The 24,674-nt window shown below is 46.6% G+C and carries 25 protein-coding genes; 23 read left to right on the top strand and 2 right to left on the bottom strand.

Annotated elements, in window-relative coordinates:
- Positions 1 to 14 precede the first annotated feature (14 nt).
- A complete protein-coding gene (locus KNQ06_RS10655; protein WP_214724432.1) occupies positions 15 to 1,274 on the bottom strand; it encodes a dicarboxylate/amino acid:cation symporter in 1,260 nt (419 codons plus the stop codon).
- Positions 1,275 to 1,587: 313 nt separating this feature from the next.
- Here KNQ06_RS10655 and rpsU point away from each other — a divergent pair, with 313 nt between their 5' ends.
- The 21 genes from rpsU (at position 1,588) to KNQ06_RS10550 (ending at position 20,745) form a co-directional block, all read left to right on the top strand.
- Complete coding sequence (gene rpsU, locus KNQ06_RS10650; protein WP_012369719.1) at positions 1,588 to 1,761, top strand: 30S ribosomal protein S21; 174 nt, start codon at positions 1,588 to 1,590, stop codon at positions 1,759 to 1,761.
- A gap of 21 nt (positions 1,762 to 1,782) precedes the next feature.
- Positions 1,783 to 2,229 carry a GatB/YqeY domain-containing protein gene (locus tag KNQ06_RS10645; protein WP_023467485.1) on the top strand — a complete coding sequence of 149 codons (447 nt, stop codon included), beginning with the start codon at positions 1,783 to 1,785 and terminating at the stop codon, positions 2,227 to 2,229.
- A 181-nt stretch (positions 2,230 to 2,410) separates the two neighbouring features.
- Positions 2,411 to 2,920 carry an NfeD family protein gene (locus KNQ06_RS10640; RefSeq protein ID WP_047396392.1) on the top strand — a complete coding sequence of 170 codons (510 nt, stop codon included), beginning with the start codon at positions 2,411 to 2,413 and terminating at the stop codon, positions 2,918 to 2,920.
- Positions 2,917 to 3,900, top strand: coding sequence for a flotillin-like protein FloA (gene floA, locus KNQ06_RS10635; RefSeq protein WP_023467489.1), 984 nt, complete (start codon positions 2,917 to 2,919; stop codon positions 3,898 to 3,900). The genes KNQ06_RS10640 and floA overlap by 4 nt, the downstream gene beginning before the upstream one ends.
- A gap of 13 nt (positions 3,901 to 3,913) precedes the next feature.
- Positions 3,914 to 4,384: an MSCRAMM family adhesin SdrC gene (locus tag KNQ06_RS10630; RefSeq protein WP_214724434.1), complete on the top strand. Its 471-nt coding sequence runs from the start codon at positions 3,914 to 3,916 to the stop codon at positions 4,382 to 4,384.
- A gap of 171 nt (positions 4,385 to 4,555) precedes the next feature.
- A complete protein-coding gene (locus KNQ06_RS10625; RefSeq protein WP_023467492.1) occupies positions 4,556 to 5,518 on the top strand; it encodes a PhoH family protein in 963 nt (320 codons plus the stop codon).
- A 36-nt stretch (positions 5,519 to 5,554) separates the two neighbouring features.
- Complete coding sequence (locus tag KNQ06_RS10620; RefSeq protein WP_215148153.1) at positions 5,555 to 7,612, top strand: HD family phosphohydrolase; 2,058 nt, start codon at positions 5,555 to 5,557, stop codon at positions 7,610 to 7,612.
- On the top strand, positions 7,609 to 8,085 hold the full coding sequence (ybeY, locus tag KNQ06_RS10615; RefSeq protein ID WP_029341033.1) for an rRNA maturation RNase YbeY: 477 nt from the start codon (positions 7,609 to 7,611) through the stop codon (positions 8,083 to 8,085). Before KNQ06_RS10620 ends, ybeY begins: the two co-directional genes overlap by 4 nt.
- Complete coding sequence (locus KNQ06_RS10610; RefSeq protein WP_058265082.1) at positions 8,082 to 8,432, top strand: diacylglycerol kinase; 351 nt, start codon at positions 8,082 to 8,084, stop codon at positions 8,430 to 8,432. The genes ybeY and KNQ06_RS10610 overlap by 4 nt, the downstream gene beginning before the upstream one ends.
- A gap of 48 nt (positions 8,433 to 8,480) precedes the next feature.
- A complete protein-coding gene (locus KNQ06_RS10605; RefSeq protein WP_023467498.1) occupies positions 8,481 to 8,879 on the top strand; it encodes a cytidine deaminase in 399 nt (132 codons plus the stop codon).
- Positions 8,872 to 9,780, top strand: coding sequence for a GTPase Era (era, locus tag KNQ06_RS10600; protein WP_023467500.1), 909 nt, complete (start codon positions 8,872 to 8,874; stop codon positions 9,778 to 9,780). Before KNQ06_RS10605 ends, era begins: the two co-directional genes overlap by 8 nt.
- Positions 9,781 to 9,783: 3 nt before the next feature.
- Positions 9,784 to 10,533 carry a DNA repair protein RecO gene (recO, locus tag KNQ06_RS10595; protein ID WP_023467502.1) on the top strand — a complete coding sequence of 250 codons (750 nt, stop codon included), beginning with the start codon at positions 9,784 to 9,786 and terminating at the stop codon, positions 10,531 to 10,533.
- A gap of 288 nt (positions 10,534 to 10,821) precedes the next feature.
- Positions 10,822 to 11,712 carry a glycine--tRNA ligase subunit alpha gene (gene glyQ / locus KNQ06_RS10590; protein ID WP_029341034.1) on the top strand — a complete coding sequence of 297 codons (891 nt, stop codon included), beginning with the start codon at positions 10,822 to 10,824 and terminating at the stop codon, positions 11,710 to 11,712.
- Complete coding sequence (gene glyS / locus KNQ06_RS10585; RefSeq protein WP_215148151.1) at positions 11,705 to 13,765, top strand: glycine--tRNA ligase subunit beta; 2,061 nt, start codon at positions 11,705 to 11,707, stop codon at positions 13,763 to 13,765. Before glyQ ends, glyS begins: the two co-directional genes overlap by 8 nt.
- A gap of 21 nt (positions 13,766 to 13,786) precedes the next feature.
- Positions 13,787 to 14,416, top strand: coding sequence for a transcriptional regulator CcpN (ccpN, locus tag KNQ06_RS10580; protein WP_035398363.1), 630 nt, complete (start codon positions 13,787 to 13,789; stop codon positions 14,414 to 14,416).
- Positions 14,417 to 14,428: 12 nt separating this feature from the next.
- Positions 14,429 to 15,238, top strand: coding sequence for a pyruvate, water dikinase regulatory protein (locus KNQ06_RS10575; RefSeq protein ID WP_047396410.1), 810 nt, complete (start codon positions 14,429 to 14,431; stop codon positions 15,236 to 15,238).
- Positions 15,239 to 15,384: 146 nt separating this feature from the next.
- Positions 15,385 to 17,181: a DNA primase gene (gene dnaG, locus KNQ06_RS10570; RefSeq protein ID WP_214769022.1), complete on the top strand. Its 1,797-nt coding sequence runs from the start codon at positions 15,385 to 15,387 to the stop codon at positions 17,179 to 17,181.
- Positions 17,182 to 17,215: 34 nt separating this feature from the next.
- The gene (gene rpoD, locus KNQ06_RS10565) at positions 17,216 to 18,301 is read left to right on the top strand and encodes an RNA polymerase sigma factor RpoD (RefSeq protein WP_023467512.1); all 1,086 of its coding nucleotides are present in this window, start codon (positions 17,216 to 17,218) and stop codon (positions 18,299 to 18,301) included.
- Positions 18,302 to 18,454: 153 nt separating this feature from the next.
- Positions 18,455 to 18,796 (top strand): cytochrome c550, encoded by a 342-nt coding sequence (cccA, locus tag KNQ06_RS10560; RefSeq protein WP_029341040.1) that lies wholly within the window; start codon positions 18,455 to 18,457, stop codon positions 18,794 to 18,796.
- Positions 18,797 to 18,913: 117 nt separating this feature from the next.
- A complete protein-coding gene (locus KNQ06_RS10555; protein ID WP_350464432.1) occupies positions 18,914 to 19,633 on the top strand; it encodes a tRNA (adenine(22)-N(1))-methyltransferase in 720 nt (239 codons plus the stop codon).
- A complete protein-coding gene (locus KNQ06_RS10550) occupies positions 19,633 to 20,745 on the top strand; it encodes a Nif3-like dinuclear metal center hexameric protein (protein WP_214769032.1) in 1,113 nt (370 codons plus the stop codon). Before KNQ06_RS10555 ends, KNQ06_RS10550 begins: the two co-directional genes overlap by 1 nt.
- A 103-nt stretch (positions 20,746 to 20,848) precedes the next feature.
- On the opposite strand, the gene KNQ06_RS10545 is transcribed toward KNQ06_RS10550, so the two are convergent.
- Complete coding sequence (locus tag KNQ06_RS10545; RefSeq protein WP_029341043.1) at positions 20,849 to 21,796, bottom strand: 4-hydroxy-3-methylbut-2-enyl diphosphate reductase; 948 nt, start codon at positions 21,794 to 21,796, stop codon at positions 20,849 to 20,851.
- Positions 21,797 to 21,941: 145 nt separating this feature from the next.
- Here KNQ06_RS10545 and KNQ06_RS10540 point away from each other — a divergent pair, with 145 nt between their 5' ends.
- Both KNQ06_RS10540 and KNQ06_RS10535 read left to right on the top strand, forming a co-directional pair.
- Positions 21,942 to 23,705: a two-component system sensor histidine kinase NtrB gene (locus tag KNQ06_RS10540; RefSeq protein ID WP_149426947.1), complete on the top strand. Its 1,764-nt coding sequence runs from the start codon at positions 21,942 to 21,944 to the stop codon at positions 23,703 to 23,705.
- Positions 23,702 to 24,655 (top strand): sugar ABC transporter substrate-binding protein, encoded by a 954-nt coding sequence (locus KNQ06_RS10535; RefSeq protein ID WP_215148149.1) that lies wholly within the window; start codon positions 23,702 to 23,704, stop codon positions 24,653 to 24,655. Before KNQ06_RS10540 ends, KNQ06_RS10535 begins: the two co-directional genes overlap by 4 nt.
- Positions 24,656 to 24,674: the final 19 nt, after the last annotated feature.

Below are 24,674 nucleotides of genomic sequence, written 5' to 3'. Positions count from 1 at the left end.
CGAGAAACGTGCAATCAAGCGTAACGCTCATCCGTTTCTTCGTTCTCTTCTTCTTTCAGATTATCTTCTTCCGATTTCGAGACGATGACGGCACATGCTGCGTCACCAGTGATGTTGACGGCTGTCCGCATCATATCAAGAAGACGATCGACACCGATGATTAAAGCGATCCCTTCGACCGGTAGATTGACCGATTGAAGAACCATCGTCAACATGACGAGACCGACACCCGGTACACCGGCTGTACCGACTGAGGCAAGAACAGCTGTCAGGACGACAGTCGCAAGTTGACCTGGCGTTAAATCAACAGCGTAGACTTGCGCGATGAAGACAGTCGCGACACCTTGCATGATTGCTGTTCCATCCATATTGATCGTCGCACCGAGAGGCTGGACGAAACTTGAGACGGAACGCGGAACCTTCAACTCTTTTTGAGCCGTTTGCATCGCAACAGGAAGTGTTGCGTTCGATGAAGACGTCGAGAAAGCAAACAACATGACAGGTGCGAACTTCTTAAAGAAGAAGAACGGGTTCATCTTCCCTAGAAGTGAAACGGTCGAACCATACGTCAATATGGAATGGACGAATAGTGACAAGATGACAACACCCATATAAAGTCCCATCGCCTTCAGGGAATCAAATCCTTGTGAACCGACGGCTGATGCGATCAGGGCAAATGCTCCAAGCGGAGCCATCTTCATAACGAGCGTGATGAGGTACGTCATCAATTCGTTTCCTTGTTCGACGAATGTCCGTAACGTCGAGACTTTTTTACCGAGGAACGTGATTCCAAAACCGATAAAGACACTGAAGACGATGATTTGTAACATGTTGCCTTCTGCCATCGACGTGATCGGGTTCGTCGGGAACATACCGACGATTGTGTTGATTATGCTCGTATCTGGTAGATTTCCGTTATCATATTCAAGACCTTGCGTCTCGAAGTTACCGAACGTACCCGGCTTGATCAGTAATGACAAACCGAGAGCGATGACAATCGCGACAGCCGTCGTCGTCATGAAGTAGCCGATTGCCTTTCCGCCGACACGACCAAGCTCTTTTGGATTACCAAGACCCATGACGCCGAGAGCGATCGAGAAGAAGACGATCGGTACGACGAGCATCTTAATCAGGTTCAGGAAGATTGTCCCGATGGGTTGTAAAGCATATTTATTCAATCCCTCATAAATCGACTTATCCGGTAAGGTTGCAAGAATGATTCCGAGGATCACCCCGAGAATCAATCCCCAGATGATGCGCTTTGCTTCTTTCATAAGTGATGTCACACTCCTTTATTTGATAATTGTCTATATTTTGACACATCATCACCCATTTTGACAAAACATTTTAAAAAATACATGATAACGCTTACAAAAAAGTTTCTTGATTTTGATGCAGGAATGACTAGATTTTGTTGTCAAACTGATGCAACCATGAGAGGATAGAAAAGAACAAAAAGGAACAGCGTAGGGTATAGAAAAGTCGCTAGAATCAACTGTTGACCAAATTGTATATTCCTACTATAATGTTGTATGACGTGTCTGACACGTTTCCTTTAGTCGGTAATATCGGAGGGAGGGAAAACTAGTGGAAACTCGTGTACGTAAAAATGAATCACTTGAAGACGCACTTCGTCGCTTCAAACGTGGTGTTTCAAAAGATGGTACGCTTGCAGAAGTTCGTAAACGTAAACACTACGAAAAGCCAAGTGTAAAACGTAAGCTTAAATCGGAGGCTGCGCGTAAGCGTAAGAAGTTCTAACGTTAGAGAGGGTGTATCCTCATGAGTCTTCAGGAGCGTTTGACAGCGGATATGAAAGAAGCCATGCGTCTACGTGAAAAAGATCGTCTTACGACGATTCGGATGGTGAAATCATCGCTGCAAAATGAAACGATCAAACTCGGTAAGCAAGAATTGACGGACGAGGAAGAATTAACGATTCTTTCACGTGAAATGAAGCAGCGCAACGACTCCCTCCGAGAATTCGAAAGCGCTGGTCGTCACGATCTCGTCGAGAAAATTCAAGCAGAGATTGTCGTGCTCGAAGCTTATATGCCAAAACAGCTTTCCGAGGAAGAAGTACAGGAAATCGTCGACGCAGCTATTGCGCAGACGGGTGCCTCTGCTCCTTCAGATATGGGGAAAGTAATGGGTATCGTCATGCCACAGCTTAAAGGCAAGGCAGACGGTGCATTAATTAATCGACTCGTCAAACAACGGCTCGCTTAATACATGGAAAAGGTGTCCTTCGGGGCACCTTTTTTGTCGTTCCTGTCACAATTAAAAGTTTCTTGATGAATTCAGAATAGTCATGAAACCTTTTTGTTTTGAAAGCGTATATAATTATAGTAACGAATCAAAGTGCAAAAGAAGCAGCTTCTGACACGAATGAAAAGGGGTGAACGTACGCATGACGTTTAGCTTAGGGATGATTTTGGCGGTCTTCATGATCGGGGTCCTCATGTTACTGGTCGAAATATTCGTCACAGGGTTCGGAATCTTTGGAGTCCTCGGAATCGGCGCTGTCCTTGCTAGTCTGATCATGGCAGGTGCTACAGTTGGTCAAGTAGGCATAGCGGTTGGACTTGCTGTATTTCTATCACTTGCGGCCGGATACTGGGCATATCGCAGAATTAAATCGAATCAATCCTTATTATGGAGAGGTTTGATTTTGACAGATTCCACATCGTCTGAAAAAGGCTATCTTTCTCATCAAGACAAAGTGCAACTGTTAGGACAAGAAGGAGTCAGTCTGACACCTCTCCGTCCGTCAGGAACAATTGAAATCGACGGAAATCGAATCGATGCGGTTACGGAAGGGACCTTCATTCAAGCGGGGGAAACGATCGTCGTAAAAGAAGTGACGCATGGACGCGTCATTGTTAGAGTCCAACATACGAAGGAGGAGTCCCACACATGACACCTGAATTATTGACTGTATTACTCATATCCGGAGGAATTTTAATTTTCCTCGCCATCTTCTTCACGCTCGTTCCGATTCCACTTTGGATTAGCTCGCTCGCAGCGGGAGTGCGCGTATCGATCTTTACATTAGTCGGGATGCGTCTTCGTCGAGTAACACCGTCTAAGATCGTCAATCCGTTGATCAAGGCGGTTAAAGCAGGACTGAACTTGAATACGAACCAACTGGAAAGTCACTTCCTTGCTGGTGGTAACGTTGACCGCGTCGTCAATGCCTTGATTGCAGCACACCGTGCGAATATCGAGTTGAGCTTCGAACGCGCAGCGGCGATTGATCTTGCTGGTCGTAACGTTTTGGAAGCTGTTCAAATGTCGGTTAACCCGAAAGTCATCGAAACACCATTCATTGCCGGTGTGGCGATGAACGGGATTGAAGTGAAAGCGAAAGCCCGGATCACGGTACGTGCGAACATCGATCGTCTCGTCGGTGGTGCTGGGGAAGAAACGGTCATCGCACGTGTTGGTGAGGGTGTCATCTCAACAATTGGTTCGTGTAATGACCAAAAAGAAGTACTTGAGAATCCAGAGATGATCTCACGGACGGTTCTTGCAAAAGGACTCGATTCGGGTACGGCGTTCGAGATTCTCTCGATTGATATTGCAGATATTGATATCGGTAAGAATATCGGTGCGGTTCTGCAGACGGATCAAGCAGAAGCAGATAAGAACATTGCGCAAGCGAAAGCCGAAGAACGTCGCGCAATGGCGATCGCAAGTGAACAAGAGATGAAATCACGTGTTGAAGAGATGCGTGCGAAGGTTGTCGCTGCTGAAGCGGAAGTGCCGCTTGCTATCGCTGAAGCGATGCGTGACGGTAACTTTGGTGTCATGGATTATGCGAACTACTTGAACGTGACAGCAGATACGAAAATGCGCCAAGCAATCGGTGGGCAATCATCACCAAATGACTCACAATAAAGGGTGAGACGGTATGGATATCATATGGGTCGGATTGATGATCGCATTCGGTGTCATCTCCGTCATCTCAAAAGCAGCAGATAAAAAACCGAAGCAGACGAACCGAACTCCTTCAAAGGAGTTCGGTGAATATGTGAAGCAAATGACCGAACAGGTCGATACGATGCGACAAGAGACGGTACCTCCACCTGTCGTTCGTAAAAAAGCACCCGCGAAGAAACAACCGGGGGTAACGCAAACGAAAGCGCGACCAGTTCATGAACGAACGGAATTGCAACAACGTTTGGACCAACGTCAAAAGCAACATTTGAAAAAAGGGATGTCCTCATCGACGATTGGCGAAATCAAAGATAGCGTAGCAGATGGTGCCATTGGATCGTCTAGTCGTTCAGCATCAGCAACGACGATTTCACAAGATGAAATGCGACGTGCCATCGTATGGAGTGAAGTTCTTGGTGCGCCTGTTTCCAAGCGCAAACGCTAATATTTGTCTAGTGAGTCGATCCTACGAAACGCGTAGGATCGACTCTTTTTATTTCCTAAAAGGTGGGAACGGGTTTTTCTTTCCATCTTTTCGGCGGAAGTGCTAAAGTGGAAGAGATTAGATATGAAGCGATGACAACTTGTTATCCATGACTAGGAGGCCATTCACAACGTGATATTCAACGAAAGAATCCCATTTGCATTTTCGAATTCAGAACAGATTCAAGCATTCGTCGGTCCGAATGATGCAGTCTTACGTACGATGGAAGCAGAACTTGACGTTCAGCTGACCCATCGAGGAGATGAGCTGTTGGCACAATCCGAACAGGAGCAGTCTGTGATCTTAGCAGGACAGGTCGTAGGCGTCTTGAAACAACTTGTGAATCGCGGAGCTGTTTTAACGGAACGTGACGCGACGAGCGCCATTCAACTTGCACGTCAAGATCGTGTGGATGAACTGCTAGAACTTTACGATACGGTCATCCATACGAATCATAAAGGAAAACCACTTCGTGCAAAGACACTCGGTCAAGCACGTTACGTTCGGGGAATCGACCGCTGTGATTTGACATTCGGTATTGGACCAGCGGGAACCGGAAAAACGTATCTTGCTGTCGTGATGGCAGCAAAAGCGTTAAAAGAAGGTCACGTCAAACGACTCGTCCTGACGCGTCCGGCAGTAGAAGCAGGAGAAAATCTAGGATTTCTTCCAGGGGATCTTAAAGAAAAGGTCGATCCCTATCTACGTCCTCTGTACGATGCGCTACATGACGTGCTTGGTGTCGAGCATACGGCTCGTCTGCTTGAACGTGGTGTCATCGAAATCGCACCGCTTGCTTACATGCGAGGACGGACGCTTGAACATGCTTTTGTCATTCTCGATGAAGCGCAAAATACGACACGGGAACAAATGAAGATGTTCCTGACGCGTCTCGGATTCCATTCGAAGATGATTGTTACGGGCGATTTAACACAAGTCGATCTTCCGCGTGGAAAAACATCTGGTCTACAAGAAGCGTTACATTTGCTCGGTAATGTCAAAGGGATTCATTTTGAGCACTTTGGCTCAGCTGATGTCGTACGTCACCCACTTGTCCGGAAAATCGTTGATGCTTATAGTCAGGATTTGACCTAAGCCGTTACGGAAAAAGAGGGAAAAGGGGGAGATGATATGCGCAAGGTTGGGGTCTGGGTTGGTCTTTTGACAGTAGTATTCTATCTCATCGTATCGACGATGATGTATGTCAGCGTTCGACCAGAAGCCTTGTCCGCAGAACCATTCTCAATTGCAGAAGAAGATATCCGGTCACCCTTGACGATGGAGGACCGGGTCGCAACAAATCAAATCAAGGAAAATTCGGTTGCTGCAATCGAGAGTCAGTATACGATCAAACAAGAGTATGCAGCACAGCAAATTGATAAAGTCGAACAACTTTTTGCGAGTTTGTCCGGTATTAAAAAAACAAATGAGATCGGTAAAATCAAACAGCGTCTGCGTGGAACAGAGGCAGCGACACTGTTGAAGGATGATGAGTTACGCTTGCTTGTGACGTCGACGACAGCAATGCGGAATACGACACGTGACGTCGTCATTACAGCGATTGAAGAAGCGATGCGTCAACGCATCTCGTCCGATGGTGGTGAAGTAGCGGAAGCACGTGAGAATGCACGGACGGATATCGAACGTTCGCCACTCTCCTTTTCACTAAAAGCAGTCGCTAAAGCGTTGACCGATCAACTGATCGTGACGAACTACGTCTATGATCCGGAAAAAACGGAACAGCTCCGTAAACAGACGAGTGATAAAGTCGAACCGGTTATCATTTCAGAAGGTGAAGTGATCGTCAAACGAGGCGAAGTGATTTCACAAGATGCCTATCGTCAGCTACAACTCGTCGGATTGATTTCTGATCGACAGTCGTTGAAACCGTTACTCGGTGCGATGCTGATCAGTGCGTTGATGACTGCCTTTTTATTTGGCTTCATTCACCGTTCGAAACTGCGATACGCTCAAATGGGGCGGATTCGTTTATTTGGGCTTGTCTATCTCGTCGTCAGTCTACAATTACTCGTCATGTATGGTATGGCGTTCTTAGCAGACGACATCAATCCAGCATTTTACTTACTCACGCCGACCGCTTTTGCTGCGCTCGTCCTGCGCAATTTATTGAACGAACGGATTGCCTTATCAAGCTCTCTTTTTACGGCGCTAGCGGGAACGTTCTTCTATAGTGCGAATCAAAACTTCAGCTTCAATATCGCAATCTATTTGTTGGTTGGTGGGTTAGTCGCAACATTTTTCCTACAATCTAGTTTGTCGCGTCGTCGTATTTTCATGAGCAGTATTTCGATTGCCGGAGCAAACATCGCGATTTTCTTAGCATTCGTCCTGTTACGAAGTGGTACGTTCGAACTGCGAGAAACGCTGATTTTAATCGGTTTTGCGATTGCGAGTGGTATATTGAGTGCCGTCCTAGCAATTGGACTATTGCCGTTTCTTGAAATGACGTTCGGTATTTTAGCACCGACCCGCCTACTCGAACTGTTGAACCCAACACATCCGTTACTCAAAAAACTATTAGTTGAAGCACCTGGAACGTACCATCATAGTATGATGGTCGCGAACCTAGCAGAAACAGCCTGTGAAGCAATCGGAGCAGATGGGTTGCTTGCACGAGTCGGAGCCTACTATCATGATTTAGGGAAAACACGACGGCCACTTTATTTCATTGAAAACCAGCATGGACGTAATCCCCATGATCGTTTGACACCGGAAGAGTCGGCACGTGTCATCTTGGCACATACCGAGGATGGCGTTGAATTACTCGAAGACGCAAAACTTCCTGCAGCGATCATCGATATTTGCCGTCAGCATCATGGAACCTCTCTGCTTCGCTATTTTTATGTCAAAGCAGCAGAACAAGGTGAGGTCGACGAAGAGACGTTCCGTTACACAGGTCCGAAACCACAAACTCGTGAAGCGGCGGTCATCATGATCGTTGACTCGATTGAAGCGGCTGTTCGTTCGATGAAAGCTCCTTCAGAAGAAGGAATTCGGGACTTAGTCGCGAAAATCATTCGTGAAAAGATGATGGATGACCAATTCGCGGAATGTGACATTACGACACGTGAGATTTATCGTGTCGGTGAAAGTGCGTGTCATACTTTATCCGGTTTGTTCCATGAACGAATCGAGTATCCAGAATTAAAGAAAGAGGCAACGACATGAATATTTATATGACAGACGAAAATAATCGTCTAACGGAAGAACAACGACAGCTTGTTGAATCGATTTTGATTTACACGGCAGAACAAGAAGAAGTCGATTCAAATAGTGAGTTGTCCGTGACTTTCGTCTCAAACGATGAGATTCAAGAAATCAATCGTGAATGGCGTGGAAAGGATCAGGCGACGGACGTCATTTCCTTTGCGATGGAAGAACTCGGAGAAGATGAGATCGATTTTGGATTGCTCGAAGATGAACCAATCGTCCTTGGCGATTTGATCATTTCCGTGGAACGATGCCGTGAACAAGCGGCAGAGTATGGCAATCATTTTGAGCGAGAGCTCGGTTTCCTCGCTGTCCATGGTTTTCTCCATTTACTCGGATACGATCACATTGAAAAAGCAGATGAGGAAGTCATGACGAAGCGACAGGAGGAAATCCTGCATCACTTCGAGTTATATCGGGGCACATTGTGAAAAGCTGGTGGCAACCCTTTCGGCATGCCATGAACGGATTGCGCCAATCGATTCGAGAGGAACGGCATATGAAAGTTCATGTGACAGTTGGTGCCATCGTGTTACTTGTCGCCTTTCTATTACCATTGACGTCTGTCGAGCGAGCAATTCTCTTCTTGACGGTCGGGATCGTCATCAGTGCTGAGATGTTCAATACAGCGTTTGAGCGCGTCGTTGATCTCGTGACGCAGGAATGGCATCCGCTGGCAAAAGCAGTCAAGGATATTGCAAGTGGAGCTGTTCTTGTGTTGGCGCTTACATCTATTGCAATTGCACTATGCATCTTCATCCCATATTTGGTACAATAAGAATCCGGCCTTTTTGGCCAATACCGTTCCTAAGAAGGGGATATTCACATGAAAACAGAACAATTACTCGAACAAGCTAAACGTGCACGCGAAAAAGCGTATGTTCCATATTCGAAATTCCAAGTCGGTGCTGCTTTACTAACAAAAGACGGACAAGTCTTCCATGGCTGCAATATTGAAAACGCTGCATATGGTCTTTGTAACTGTGCAGAACGGACAGCAATCTTTTCTGCGTGGGCACAGGATGCGCGTGAGTATGCAGCGATGGCTGTCGTTGCGGACACGGAAGGACCGGTCGCACCATGCGGACAATGCCGCCAAGTGTTATCAGAGATGTGTGATGCGGATATGCCAATCTATTTGACGAACCTTAAAGGGGATGTCACAGAAACAACAGTGGGTGCCCTCTTACCAGGAGCATTCACGAAAGGGGATTTACATGTTTAAAGAAGGATTCAAATCGGGCTTTGTCTCGATCATCGGACGCCCGAACGTCGGAAAATCGACATTCCTCAACCGTGTCATCGGACAAAAGATTGCCATCATGTCTGATAAGCCACAAACGACGCGAAACAAGATCCAAGGTGTCTATACGACGGAAGACGTTCAGACGATTTTCATCGATACACCAGGGATTCACAAACCAAAACATAAACTCGGCGACTTCATGATGAAGGTCGCGACGAACGCATTGCGTGAAGTTGATGCGATTTTGTTCATGGTCAACGTGACGGAACCAAAAGGAAAAGGTGACGATTTCATCATTGAAAAATTGAAGGAACTCGATACCCCCATCATCCTCGTCATGAATAAGGTCGACTTGATTCATCCGAATGATATTCCGCCAATCATCGAGTCATATAAAAATGAGCTTGAGTTTGCGGCAGTCGTTCCAATCTCTGCGTTACAAGGTAACAACGTCGGACCGTTACTTGAAGAAATCGCGAAGATCTTACCGGAAGGACCAATGTATTACCCGGCGGATCAAGTCACTGACCACCCGGAGCGTTTCATCATCTCAGAGATGATCCGTGAGAAAGTCCTGCAAAAGACACGCGATGAAGTACCACACTCGATCGCAGTCGCGATTGATCAAATCAAGACGCGTGAGAATGGAAACATGGTCGATGTCCATGCGACGATCTTGATCGAGCGCGATTCCCAAAAAGGAATCATCATCGGTAAACGCGGAGCACTTCTAAAAGAAATCGGCTCTGAAGCACGAACGGACATCGAGATGTTACTCGGAACGAAAGTTTACCTGAACTTGTGGGTTAAAGTCCAAAAAGATTGGCGCAACAAGGCCGGTCAATTGCGTGAACTTGGCTTCCGCGATGACGAGTACTAAGCGATGATCGATAAGGCGGAAGGGCTTGTACTACGAACGGTCGTATACGGTGAATCGAATAAGATCGTCACGCTACTGACACGTGAATACGGCAAGCTCGCCGTCATGGCGCGAGGAGCGAAGAAGCCGGGTAGTCGTTTTAACGCGGCAAGCCAGCCTTTCGTTCGAGCCGTCTATATCTATCCAAGGTCACGTGGTCTCGGTCAGTTGAAATCGGCAGACGTCATCACGAGTCATGCGCATATCCGGCAAGATGTCGTCTTGATGGCGTATGCGATGTATCTACTGGAGCTTGCAGATAAAGCGCTTGATGAACGTGTGCCGCAACCGGCACTCTATGATTTGTTCGTCGAAGGACTGGAGGCGATGGATGAAGGACTCGATCCCGACGTCGTCTCCTTCATCATCGAGTTGCGCCTGTTGCGTCATCTAGGGATTGCGCCACACTTGAACGGCTGTACGATTTGCGGGAGTGCTGAAGCACCGTTTGCTTTTTCGTTACACCACGGCGGTCTACTCTGTCGCCGGCATCGCCATGAGGATGAACATGCTGTCTTCATGTCAGAAGCAGTCGCGAAGATGCTCTACGTGTTTTCTGTCTACGATTTTTCGCGGATCGGGACCGTGACGGTGAAGCCGGAAACGAAGCGTCTATTGCGTCAAATCATGGATGCTTATATGGAACGCTACAGCGGGTTACGCCTGCGTTCAAAACGTGTCCTCGACCAGTTGATTGATTTCGGCAACGATTGACAGCAACAAGCGGGTTCGGTAGAATAAATGCGGTAGAAGCAACTAAATGAACACGATGACGAAAAGGAGTACCGTCTTTTTCTCAATCAAGCGATTCCAGGGTGGTGCGAGCTGGGAGTGAGAGGGGCGCGAATGGCGTTTCGGAGTGTTCTTTGTCAAAAAGAGTGGCATGCGATGCATGCAAGTAGGGTGGAACCGCGGGCTTGTCTCGTCCCTATGTGCAACGATTGTTGTACATAGGGGCGTTTTTTGCGTTCCTTAATCATTTCGGAGGTGAAAGTCGTGAAGATGACAGTACAAGACATGATCTTGACATTACAAAAATTTTGGGCAGAACAAGGCTGCTTGACGATGCAAGCATACGACGTAGAAAAAGGAGCCGGTACGATGAATCCGATGACGTTCTTACGGAGTCTCGGACCAGAACCATGGAACGTTTGTTATACAGAACCATCACGCCGTCCGGCTGACGGTCGTTACGGGGAAAATCCGAACCGTCTGTATCAACACCATCAATTCCAAGTCATCATGAAACCATCACCTGACAACATTCAGGAATTGTACTTACAAAGTCTCGAGTTGCTCGGTATCAACCCACTCGAACATGATATTCGTTTCGTAGAGGATAACTGGGAGAACCCGACATTCGGTGCTGCAGGTCTCGGCTGGGAAGTATGGCTGAACGGGATGGAAATCACGCAATTCACGTATTTCCAACAAGTCGGTGGAATCGAGTGTAATCCGATCGCAGTAGAGATCACTTACGGAATCGAGCGTCTCGCGTCGTACATTCAAGACGTCGAGAGTGTCTTTGATCTCGTTTGGACGGATGGCTTCAAATACGGTGATATCTTCTATCAACCGGAGTTCGAACATTCGAAGTATACGTTTGAAACATCAGATGTCGCCTTACTCTTCACGTTGTTCGATCAATATGAAAAAGAAGCGAATCGTGCCTTGGACGAGAATCTCGTTTTCCCAGCGTATGATTACATCTTGAAATGTTCGCATACCTTTAACCTTCTCGACGCGAAGGGTGCGATTTCTGTCACGGAACGGACAGGATTCATCCATCGTGTCCGGAACATGTCGCGCCGTTGTGCGCAAAGTTTCATCGAAGAACGGGAACGTCTTGGCTTCCCATTGATCAAGTCGAAAGCAGGTGAGTCACATGCATGAATTATTACTTGAAATCGGTTTAGAAGAGATGCCGGCTCGATTCGTCCTTCAATCCGAAACACAACTCAAGGAACGCGTGACGCGTTTCCTTGAAGAAGCTCGGATTGAGTTCGCGAGCGTCGAATCCTTCTCGACACCACGTCGTCTTGCAGTGTATGTCAAAGGTCTCGCAGCACGTCAAAGTGACCTCGAAGAGACATTAAAAGGACCAGCAAAACGTATCGCGATGGACGAAGCAGGGAACTGGACGAAAGCAGCCGAAGGGTTCGCGCGTGGTAAAGGGTTAACGACGGACGATCTCTTCCTTGGAGAAGAAAAAGGAGTCGAGTATCTCTATGCGACACGTAAGGAAGTCGGACAAGCGACAGCTGATTTACTTCCTGGACTAAAACAAGTCGTCGAAGCGATGACATTCCCGAAAAACATGCGTTGGAGCACACAATCGTTACGTTACATGCGTCCGATTCGTTGGTTGATTGCCCTGCTTGACGATCAAGTCATCCCGTTTGAAGTCGCATCCGTCGAAACAGGTCGGACATCACGTGGACATCGTTTCCTCGGGCAGGACATCACGATCCTGCGTCCGAACGCTTATGTTGAAGCGCTCGCAGGAGAAAACGTCATCGTCAGTTATGAAGCACGTCGTCAATTGATCGAAGAACAAATCGCAGCGCTTGCGGCACGCGAACAATTCGAAGTGCCGATTGATGCGTCTTTACTTGAAGAAGTCACGAACCTCGTCGAGTATCCGACAGCCTTGTTCGGTGCATTCGATGAAGCGTATCTTGAGTTACCAGAAGAAGTCTTGATCACGACGATGAAAGAACACCAACGTTACTTCCCGGTCAAACGTGACGGTGCGTTGCTCCACTATTTCGTCACGGTACGAAACGGAAACGCAACACATCTTGAAAACGTCGCACGCGGAAACGAAAAAGTCATCCGTGCCCGTTTAGCCGATGCGCAGTTCTTCTATGAAGAAGATAAAAAAGCAGATATCGATGAACAGGCGAAACGCCTTGATAAAATCGTCTTCCATGAAAAATTAGGAACGACAGGCGAAAAAGTCCGTCGCGTCCGTCAGATGGCGCTCGCACTTGCAGATCGTGTCGGTGCGGACAAAACACGTGTTGAACGTGCAGGACAAATCTATAAATTCGATCTCGTCAGTCAAATGGTCTATGAATTCACAGAATTACAAGGTCTGATGGGTGAGCGGTATGCGAACATGAAGAATGAGGATCCAGAAATCGCGGCTGCGATTCGTGAACATTACATGCCACGCTTCGCGGGGGATGCAAGTCCGGAGACACCGACAGGAACACTCTATGCGATTCTCGATAAGATGGACAGCGTCGCTGGATTCTTTGGTGTCGGTATGATTCCAAGTGGATCAGCGGATCCGTATGCATTGCGTCGTCAAGCACAAGGGATTGTTCAGATTTTATCAGATCGTAAGTTGAATCTGACATTGACTGAACTGATTGCTTTCGTCGTTTCAGAACAGGTGGCAGCAGGTCTTTACGCGAAGGATGCCGAAGAAGTTCAAGCTGCATTACAAGACTTCTTTGCACAACGCTTGAAATACCGTCTATCGGAAATGAACTTCCGTCATGATGTCGTCGAAGCCGCTCTTGATCATACGTTGACAGTCGAAGCGAATGAGCAGCGTGCTGCGATGCTTGAAAGTGCGACGAAAAAAGAATCGTTTAAGAAAACGGTCGAACAACTCAGTCGTGTCTTAAACATCTCGAAAAAAGCAGAAGACGTCACAACTGTTAATCCAGCGCTCTTTGAAAATGATGCGGAACGCGCGTTACATGAGGCGATTGAGAAGACCTTACCAGAGGTCGATCAAGCGATCGCGTCACTTGATTATGAACGAGCGCTTGAGGCACTTGAGGCAACCGTTCCGTCGATCACAGCATACTTTGACGGTACGATGATCATGACGGACGACGAAACAGTCCGCACGAACCGTCTTAGCGAAATGAAACGATTTGCGCAAGCCATCGAATCAGTCGCCCGGTTCAATGCACTTACTTTAGCGTAAAGAAAAAGGACGGATGAGCCGATGAAGTTAAATGAACGGCAAAAAAAGATACTCCAAATCGTCAAAGAGAACGGTCCGATCACGGGAGAGCAGATTGCTTCTGCACTCTCCTTGACACGGGCGACGTTACGACCCGATTTGTCGATTTTAACGATGACCGGCATGCTAGAAGCGCGTCCACGTGTCGGCTATATGTACGTTGGAAAGAAAAATGCGTCCATGCTTCATGAGAAACTCGACACCTTGACCGTCGGCGAATTCATGTCGTCGGCAAAGGTCATTCATGAAGGGATGACCGTATACGATGCGATCGTTCACTTATTCCTTGAAGATGTAGGTTCGCTGTTCGTCGTCAGTAAGGACCATGCGTTGGTCGGTGTGTTGTCACGTAAGGATTTTCTACGTGCGGCAATCGGTAATCAAGAGTTAGACTCGTTACCGGTCAATATCATCATGACACGGATGCCGAATTTGACGGTCTGTGAAAAATCGGAGACGTTGATTGGTGCCGGTATGAAACTGATCGAAAAGCAGATTGATTCAATGCCAGTCGTCGAAGAGGAGAACGGCGTCTTGAAAGTCGTGGGTCGAATGACGAAGACGAACATGACGAAAGTGTTGGTCGCTTTAGCACGTGATGAAGAAATTTAAGGAGGGTTCCTGATGCGTCAACGGATTTATGTCGTGAGTGACTCTGTCGGAGAGACGTGTGAACTCGTCGTCCGCGCAGCTGCAATCCAATTCCCGGAACAAGCCATCGAGACGGTCCGCATTCCGTTTGTCGATGATGATCAAGTCATTTATGACTTGGTTCTTCATGCGAAAGAAGAACAAGCGACGATCGCTTTTACGATCGTTCATGCGACCCATCGTCGTCTGCTTGCAGATACAGCTCGTGCCCACGGTGTAAAAGCGATTGATCTACTTGGTCCATTGCTTGACACGATGGAAGATCGCTTGCAGATGCAACCGAAGGAAGAGCCAGGTTTAATCTATCGCTTAGATGAAGAATATTTCCGAAAAATCGAAGCGGTTGAGTTTGCTGTCAAGTATGACGATGGACGTGATCCAAAAGGTATCAAACGTGCGGATATCGTCTTGATCGGGGTGTCGCGTACATCAAAGACACCACTTTCGCAGTATCTGGCTTTGAAGCGATATAAAGTAGCGAACGTACCACTCGTACCTGAATCGATCCCGCCAGCGGAGCTATTCGACATTCCAAAAGAAAAATGTTTTGGACTACTCATCTCACCGGAAAAGTTGATCGACATCCGAATGGAACGCCTGCGTTCATTAGGACTCAAACCAGAAGCAGCATATGCGCAGATGGACCGAATCAACCGGGAACTCGAATACGCACGGAATTTATACGAACGAATCGGTTGCCAAGTCATCGACGTGACGAATAAAGCAGTCGAGGAAACGGCAAACCTGATTTTGACTGGAATTTCCGGGAAAGCGCATGACTAGTCAAGCAGTCAGGAACATAGTATACTTGTTTAGCTGATAAATGAGATAATGCCCTTTTTCTAATGAAACGGAACGAGTCATCGTTCCGTTTCATTGCGGGTATGGTCATGTAAGGATAAGTTCTCAAGGAAAGGGGAGAGGACGGAATGAAGCGAATTCCTGATGAAATCGTCGATCAGGTCCGCCAAGCAACGGACATCGTCGAATTGATTTCAGAACGTGTAGAATTAAAAAAACAAGGGAATCGATATTCAGGGCTTTGCCCGTTTCATTCTGAGAAATCACCTTCCTTTTCTGTTTCTCCTGATAAAGGGATGTACTACTGTTTTGGATGTGGTGCAGGTGGAAACGCGATCACTTTCGTCATGGAAACAGAAGGAATGAGTTTCAAGGAAGCCGTCTCTAAATTAGCTGATCGCAGCGATGTCACACTTCCAGAACTGGAGCCGGATCGATTCGAACAATCGGAATCGACACCCGAACAGGAAAAGAAGTTCCGGATGCGCGAGGCACATCGGATCGTCACCGAGTTGTATCATGAAGTGTTGATTCAAACGGAAGCAGGCGACGCGGGACGAATCTATTTAGAGAATCGTGGTATCCGTGAGGGTGCAATGCGTGAGTTCCGACTCGGGTATGCACCGGATCAAGATCGTTTTACAGTGGATTCCTTGGCACGGCGTGGGTTTGATTTAGATGAGATGGTCGAAGCGGGATTGATTTCAATCGGACGCGATGGCGATTATCGAGATCGATTCAACGGTCGAGTCGTATTTCCTATCTCCGATCGTGATGGCACGATCGTCGGATTTAGTGGACGTTCGATTGATGGTCGTGATCCGAAGTATGTCAATACAGCGGAAACACCTTTGTTCAATAAAAGTGAACTGTTATTCGGATTCGCTCAAGCACGAGGGGCGATGCGCAAAATCAAACAAGTCGTCCTCGTTGAGGGGAATCTTGATGTTGTGCGTGTCGCTCAAGCGGGTATACCTTATACGGTAGCCTCTTTAGGAACAGCCTTAACACCGGTTCATGCCCAAAACCTAGCACGTATCGTCGATGAAGTCATTATTTGTTATGACGGAGACAAGGCAGGACGCGCTGCGACGTTAAAAGCCCTACAATTGCTTGAAGCCGTTGCCGTCGACTGTTCCGTCATCCGTTTACCGGATGGCGAAGACCCGGATTCCTTCATTGGGAATCAGGGCGAAGAGACGTTTTTACACTGGATCGAACAAGAACGGGTTTCAAGTCTTGAATTCAAATCTTTTTATTTTCGACAAGGAAAAAACTTGCGATTAGAAGGAGAACGCGTTCGATATATTGAAACTATGCTTGAAGAGATTGGTCGAACATCCAATCCGTTGTTACGGGACATTTATTTAGGAAAACTTTCTGAGGAATTTAAACTCTCGAAAGACTCCTTGATCGCACAAGTGCGTCCAACCGTCCAACAACCGAAGAGAGAACAAATCGTTTCCGATCGCCCAACTGCTCTACCGACAGCACCTCCTGACCGAACGTTCGCGAACTGGAAAAAGGCAGAACGCTTCTTGCTTGCCTACATGATCCGTTCAGAAGAAGTATGTCTTGAAGTGCGAGAGCAACTAGGTGTCCAATTCAATGATCCGGCACACCAATTGATTGCCGGCAAGCTATATGAATTTTACGGAACAGGTACGCAAGGAAGTCCTGATCGTTTTTTGACGATGTTGCACGACGCTTCTTTGCAACGAATCGTAGCGGATTTAGAGTTCATGCTGATGCCTGAGTATGATCCTGATTTACTCAGTCACTACATTCGTGCCGTCCAAAATGAACAGCAACGTCGGTTGTTAGAAGAAGAAAAGTCACGATTGAATCAACAAACAGATATCCGTGCTCAAGCGGAGCTGATGCAGGCGATCATAGAACGGAAGCGTCGTTTAAAAGATCGATGACCTGCTGCATGATGTGGAAGGAGTGTATGGTTCGATGGCAGAAAAAGCAAGATCAGAAGCTGAATTACTCCGTCTCGCGAAAGAGGAACTCATCGCGCTCGGACATAAAAATGGTGAATTGTCACACCAAAAGATCGAAGACAAACTAAGTTCGTTCGAATCAATGGATGCTCAGCAATTCGAGGAATTCCTTCAATTGCTTGAAACAGAAGGTATCAAGGTCAACAATGACGGCACAGGGGACGAAAAAGAAGAGGCGGATCTAAACGATTTGTCTGTTCCTCCTGGTGTCAAGATCAATGACCCTGTCCGGATGTATCTAAAAGAAATCGGCCGCGTTGATCTGTTGAATGCAGAAGACGAAGTCGAACTCGCTAAACGAATCGAGCAAAACGATGAAGAAGCAAAAAAACGATTGGCGGAAGCAAACTTACGTCTCGTCGTTTCGATTGCGAAGCGTTATGTCGGACGCGGTATGTTGTTCCTTGATTTGATTCAAGAAGGAAACATGGGTCTGATCAAAGCGGTCGAGAAATTCGACTATACGAAGGGATACAAATTCTCGACGTATGCAACATGGTGGATTCGCCAAGCAATCACACGTGCGATTGCTGACCAAGCGCGGACAATCCGAATTCCGGTTCACATGGTTGAAACGATCAATAAATTGATTCGTGTCCAGCGTCAACTCTTGCAAGATCTTGGACGTGAACCATCACCGGAAGAAATTTCGAAAGAGATGGAAATCACGCCGGAAAAAGTCCGTGAAATCCTGAAAATTGCGCAAGAACCGGTTTCTCTTGAAACACCAATCGGGGAAGAGGATGATTCACATCTCGGAGATTTCATCGAGGACCAAGATGCGACGGCACCACAAGATGCTGCAGCATACGAACTCTTGAAAGAACAACTCGAAGATGTGTTAGATACACTGACGGATCGTGAAGAAAACGTCCTTCGTCTTCGTTTTGGTCTTGACGATGGTCGGACACGGACACTTGAAGAAGTCGGAAAAGTATTTGGCGTTACACGTGAACGAATTCGTCAAATCGAAGCAAAAGCACTTCGGAAGTTACGTCACCCGAGTCGTTCAAAACGTTTAAAAGATTTCCTCGATTAATTCAAAGTGTGAAGAATATATGAAATTTTAGTGGGAAGGAAGAAAAAAGTTTCGTTTTTTTCTTCCTTCCCTGTTTTTTTTACAGTAGAATAGTAACGGGGAATACCATTCAGTCACCAACTTGGTTGGGTATAGAATATGGGGGGAATCCAAATGCGTAATCCATTAGTACCGTTCGCGGCGATCGCAGTCATCGCCATCATCGCTATGATTTCATTGTCTTACTTTGGGGTCGATCAGGTGAAGGAAGCTCGCAAAGGGCCGTCAACTGCAGAAATGAAGCCGGAAGACTTATTTGCATCTAAAGGATGTACAGGATGTCACGGTGGAAACTTAGAAGGCGGAACAGGTCCGAACTTAACAAAGATCGGCGCGAAGCTGAAAGAAGATGAAATTAAAGACATCGCAATGAACGGTAAAGGGCAAATGCCTGGCGGTCTTGCGAATGACGAAGAAGCAGCTGTTCTAGCCAAGTGGTTAGCTGCTAAGAAATAAGAACAAGGGCATCTATCTCTTTACGAGATGGATGTTTTTTTGTGGTGTATGGTATCTTTTTTAGCGTAAATCCGCTATTTTTAAAAGAGAGTTTTTCGGAAAATAGGAAGGATGAAGATGATGCAAATGAACGTCGTATTGGATCAACGACTCCAAAAAGTCGTGTCGTATATTCCACAAGGAGCGATCCTCGCAGATATTGGATCAGATCATGCATTCGTACCTTGTTTTTGTGTACAACAAAAGAAAATCGAGCGTGCGATTGCAGGAGAGGTGAATGAGGGACCGATGGAAGCGGCAAAAGGACAAGTGGCGCTTGTTGGTCTTGAATCACAGATTGATGTCCGTTTAGGAAGTGGCTTATCGGTTTTGAAACCGGGCGAAGCAACCGCGATTACGATTGCGGGAATGGGCGGAACGCTGATTGCCTCTATCCTTGAGGAAGGAAAAGATCGGTTGTCAGGTGAGGAACGCTTGATTCTTCAACCGAATGTCGATGCAGTCGATGTTCGGAAGTGGTTGCTGACGAATTCATATGCGTTATTGTCTGAAGCCATTGTCGAGGAGAACGGAAAGATCTATGAAATTCTCGTTGCAGAACGTGGAGATGAAACACTTTACTCAGAGGACGAAACAACACGTCAGTGGGAATTGTTCTTTGGACCACAGTTAATGCGGGAACGTGCACCAGAATTCATTGAAAAATGGCAGATTGAAAAACAAAAGCGAGAGTATATCTTAGCTCAGATGAAACAAGGGCAAGCAACGGAGGTTTTATCTGAAAAAATCGAAGCCATCGAACGATTGATTCAAAAGATGGAAGAGGTGACGAACTAATGGCGAATGGGAACCATATCATTGAGCAGTTTGAAGCATTTGCTCCGAAAAAATTCGCACTCGAAGGTGATCCGATTGGTCTACAAATCGGAACATTGAACAAGGACGTCAAACGTGTGCTCGTGACACTTGATGTCTTGGAGTCTGTCGTCGATGAAGCAATTGAAAAGAAGGTCGATCTCATTATCGCGCATCATCCACCGATTTTTAGTAAGTTAGCAAATGTGACGGATCGTTCTGCAACAGGACGGATCGTCACAAAATGTATCAAACACGATATTGCGGTGTATGCTGCGCATACGAACCTTGACGTGACACCAGGCGGGGTCAATGACTGGATGGCAGATGCGCTTGGTCTTGAGTCTTGTGAAGTACTAGCTCCGACATTTGAAAACACACAATATAAACTAAGTGTCTTCGTACCGACTGAGGCTGTAGAGCATGTTTCAACAGCCCTTGCACAAGCGGGAGCAGGAAAAGAAGGAGACTACAGTGATTGTCAATTCCACGTCAATGGAACGGGTCAATTCCGACCGTTGACGGAAGCTACCCCGTATATCGGTGAAGCAGGACGACTCGAACGCGTTTCAGAAGTCCGAATCGAGACGATCGTCACGGAACTGAATCAGAAACAAGTCATTCGAGCGATGAAACAGGCTCATCCATATGAGGAAGTCGCCTATGATCTCATTCGTCAAGAACGTCCGGCAACATCACTTGGTCTTGGACGGATTGGTCGGTTACCGGAAGCAATGACGTTGCGGGAATTTGCAGAGCATGTTCGCGACGCGTTTGGTGTACAAAACTTACGCTTCGTCGGAGACGAATCACGCCACATCCAAAAAGTAGCAGTACTTGGTGGTGACGGCAATAAGTACGTCTCGACTGCAGCATTTGCGGGAGCAGATGTCCTTGTGACAGGGGATCTCTATTTCCATGTGGCGCATGATGCGATGGCACTTGGACTAGCAGTCGTCGATCCGGGACATCATGTGGAGTCGGTTATGAAGGAAGGCGTCGTCAACGAATTGAAGCGTCGATTCGAACAGAAAAAAATCGATGTCGAGCTGCTGATTTCAACAGCGAATACGAATCCGTTTCAGTTTTTATGATGAATCGAATGAAATACGTCGATGATATCGTCATATTCCATAACAAAAAAACCGAGTCGCGAATGAGGATCGCGACTCGGTTTTGCTGTATCGATTGTAATGATTAAAGTACTTTAACTTTAGGCAAGATGCGTCGTAATTCAAGGAATGGTGTCTTGTCATGCGTACTGATATCAGCAGGATCATATTGTTGGAGGAAATCAATGACCTTTTTCGTGATTGGTGTTGGCGTTGATGCACCTGATGTGACACCAACTTGAGTCACACCCTCAAGCCAAGTCAAATCAAGTTCCGTTAAATCACCAATCCGATGCGCTGGAGTTCCTGCGATATCGAAGGATACCTGTGCTAGGCGATTCGAGTTGTTCGAACGCGGATCACCGACGACGATGACGAGATCGCAATCTCCTGCTTGATCAGCCACCGCTTCTTGCCGGACTTGTGTTGCGTTACAGATTTCATTGTGTACTTCTACATGCGGATATTTTTTACGAACGTGTTCCATCAAAGCTTGGACATCCCATTGGCTCATCGTCGTCTGATTCGTGACGATGATTTTTTTGTGGGCAAGCTGTGGCGGGAGTTCATCGATATCTTCGACTTTTTCGATGAGGTGCACATGCTCTGGTGCTACACCGACTGCACCTTCAGGTTCCGGGTGTCCGTGTTTGCCGACGTAGATGACTTCATAATCATCCGCGACGACTTGACGAATCAAATCGTGCGTACGCGTCACGTCAGGACATGTTGCATCGACGACATGTAAGTTCTTCTCAGCAGCACGTGCATAAACTGCAGGTGAGATGCCGTGTGCGGTAAAGATGACAGTACCCTCTTGAATCGTCTCTAACGCTTCGAGGCGATCGGGACCATCGACAGTGATGACACCCATATTTTCGAACTCACGTGTCACGTGAGCGTTGTGGACGATCATCCCTAAAATATGGATCGGACGTGGCAAGTCTTTATTCAATGCCGCTTGTTGTGCAAGTTTCATTGCATCGACGACACCGTAACAATAGCCGCGGGGGCTGATTTTTTTTACTAGCATAGTTATGGATTCTCCCTTTGTGAAAAAGAATGATTAGTTAGAGTGTACCATTGATTGAAGCTGAATGAAAATAGAGGAGTCTGTTTCATCCACAGAACATGCTATACTAATGAAGTTGTCAATTATTCAAAAGGGAGGCGAAGGGATGGAGTCTAAGAAAATGATGCGGTCGTATTTTTTTCAAATCACCGCCGTCTTATTCATCCTGATTTGTCTTGTCATTTCAGCGCTTGCCTTCACTGCGGACCGGGTCACGATTTCCCGCGTCGAGCAACAAACAGAGAAACAGAGCGAGAAGAGTGTCGAGGTCTCAGGAAATGCGATTCGCGACAATGTCGGGAATCTGCATGAAGAGATCATGAGCTTGCAGTTGAATGTCAAAAACCCCGACAAGCTGAAACAAAAAATTGAAGAATCGAATCTATTAGACATCGATACAGGATTTAAGAGTTTCTTCTACTTTGATCGACAGACGAAGCAAGTCACTTGGTTCTCAAGTGAGGATCGACGTATAGAAAACAGTACGATCCTAAAAGACGATGAATTCTTGCAAACGTTGACGAGTACGGACTTTCATATGAGTAAGCTGTATACGATGGAATCAGATGCTGTCACCTATATGTTCGTTCCGGTTCGAGACGGCAATGAACGCGTCGGTGTCTTTGGTGGTGGGTTAAGTGTCATGAACTCGATCGTTTTTCGGAATTCGCTTGAATCATTTGACGATCAGACGATCGCCTACCTATTCAATAGTAAAAAAGAATTGTTAGCCACATCTAGTAATCTAGTACCGGATGAAGAACGCTTATTATCGAAAAGTGTCATTGAACGTGCGTTTCAGTCGGTAGAACCTTCTGAGATTTTTAGTACGAACCAAGACATGTATTACTTCGCGAAAGATTTGAAGGTGACGGATTGGAAGATTCTCGTTCGAACGCCACGAAGCGTCTTTTATGAACCAGTCTACACGACACGGCAACAGTATTTGATCATCGCTGCCTTGACGCTCGTCCTCAGTCTGATCGTCGGCTATTTGATGTCAAAACAATTGACAGCACCGATGCTTGAACTTGTGAAGAAGATCGAGAAAAGCACCTCACCCAAACCGATTGTTCTCGAGCGTGCCGGATCAAACGAAGTCAAGACACTCGTTGCTGCCTATAACGAGTACGCTCAACGGATGGAAAATGCGCGCCTTGAGCAGTTGAGTCAACAACAAACGATGTTACATCAAGAAAAATTAGCATCACTCGGTCAACTAGCAGCAGGAATTGCCCACGAAATCCGCAATCCACTAACGCCAGTCAAGATGACGTTACAGTTGTTAGCAGCAGAAAAGGATCGTGATCCAGAAATGTTGATTCTCGCCTTATCGGAACTGGATCGAGCAAATGGCATGATTCAAACGATGCTTGATTTATCGAAAGGCGAAAACAACGCACTTCAAAAAACGACGATTGATATGAATGATTTAATGAAGAAGCTGACATATATCTTAGAAGCGGAAGCTCATCATTACGAAGCGGACTGCAAGATTTATACACCGTCCTTCATGCCAAAGATTTATGCATCAGAAGAGGGGATTTTGCAGATTTTAGCAAACTGTGTTCGAAATGCCCTTCAAGCTGTCGCGTTTAAAGGACCGGATGGAATCTGTCATCTGCATGTCCACGTTTATCCAGAAGAAGTCGTCTTCATTGTTCAGGATAATGGGGTAGGGATGGATGGAAATCAGATTGATCATGTCGGTCAAGCGTTCAAGACATCAAAAGTCGATGGCAATGGACTTGGACTCTTCATGTCGAAACAAATCGTTCGTGATCATAAAGGCAAGATGATCTTTGATAGTAAGCCGGGTGTCGGTACGACGATTCAAGTCCACTTACCTCGAAAGGAGCAAACGGAATGAAATTCAATAAGGCCTGGTTATTCGCCCTGATTGTTTGGATTTCATCCGTTTTGTTCATTTCCAATTTATTCGTCAATCCGGATCCGAGTCCACGCCGTCATCTCGTCGGCTTCACGATCGTCAATGATAAACATGAATTTGCGCAACGGCTCGTCGATGCGTTCAAGACACAAGCCAAACTAAATAAATACGAAGCAGTCGTCGCGACGTCTCATAATTCACGCATCAATGAACGCGAGCAAATTCAAGAGTTCATTCGAATGAAGGTAGATGCAATCTTCGTGACGACGCTTGATGATGTCTATATTGCTAGTACGTTAGAAGAGGCAGCTCGTGCTGGGATTCCGGTCTTCGCGATCGATCGATTGATTCGCTCCGATGCAGTCGTCAGTTCGATTACCTCGAATAACCAATTGATCGGGGAACAGCTTGCCTCATTCATCAAACACGAACGCATCAAGCAGACGGGACGAGCTACGGCCGACATCATTGAAGTCGCGGGTACGGCAAACGTCAATACGACGAATGAACGACACCGGGGATTTTTGACTGGTCTTGAGCGTGAGCCGGAACTTGAAATCGTCGAATCCGTGAATGGGGATTACGACCCCGTCACTTCAGAACAGGTCATGACACAGGTGATTGAGTCGGGAATTCCGTTTGATGCCATCTATTGTCACAATGACGATATTGCGCTAGGTGTCCTCGAAGCATTGAAAAAAGCAGGTATCAAAGGAAAAATAATTGTCGGCATAGACGGGAATCGTGCTATATTAGAAGCTGTTGACATGAAATCGATGGATGCGACGGTCGTCCAGAGTGCTGATGAGATGATGAAAGTCGCCTTCAGTGCATTGAAGCTTCATACGAAAAACAAAAAGATTCCAACTCGTTTTTATACGTACTCCTATCTGTATGACGGTAGTAGACCCATAACCATGTTGAACTAATCGAGAGGCAGAAGCCTCA

This window comes from Exiguobacterium sp. s91 (assembly GCF_018618915.1).
Lineage (GTDB): Bacteria > Bacillota > Bacilli > Exiguobacteriales > Exiguobacteriaceae > Exiguobacterium_A > Exiguobacterium_A abrahamii.
The sequence above is the reverse complement of the archived record's forward strand: the minus strand, read 5'-3'. Positions and strand labels throughout refer to the sequence as shown.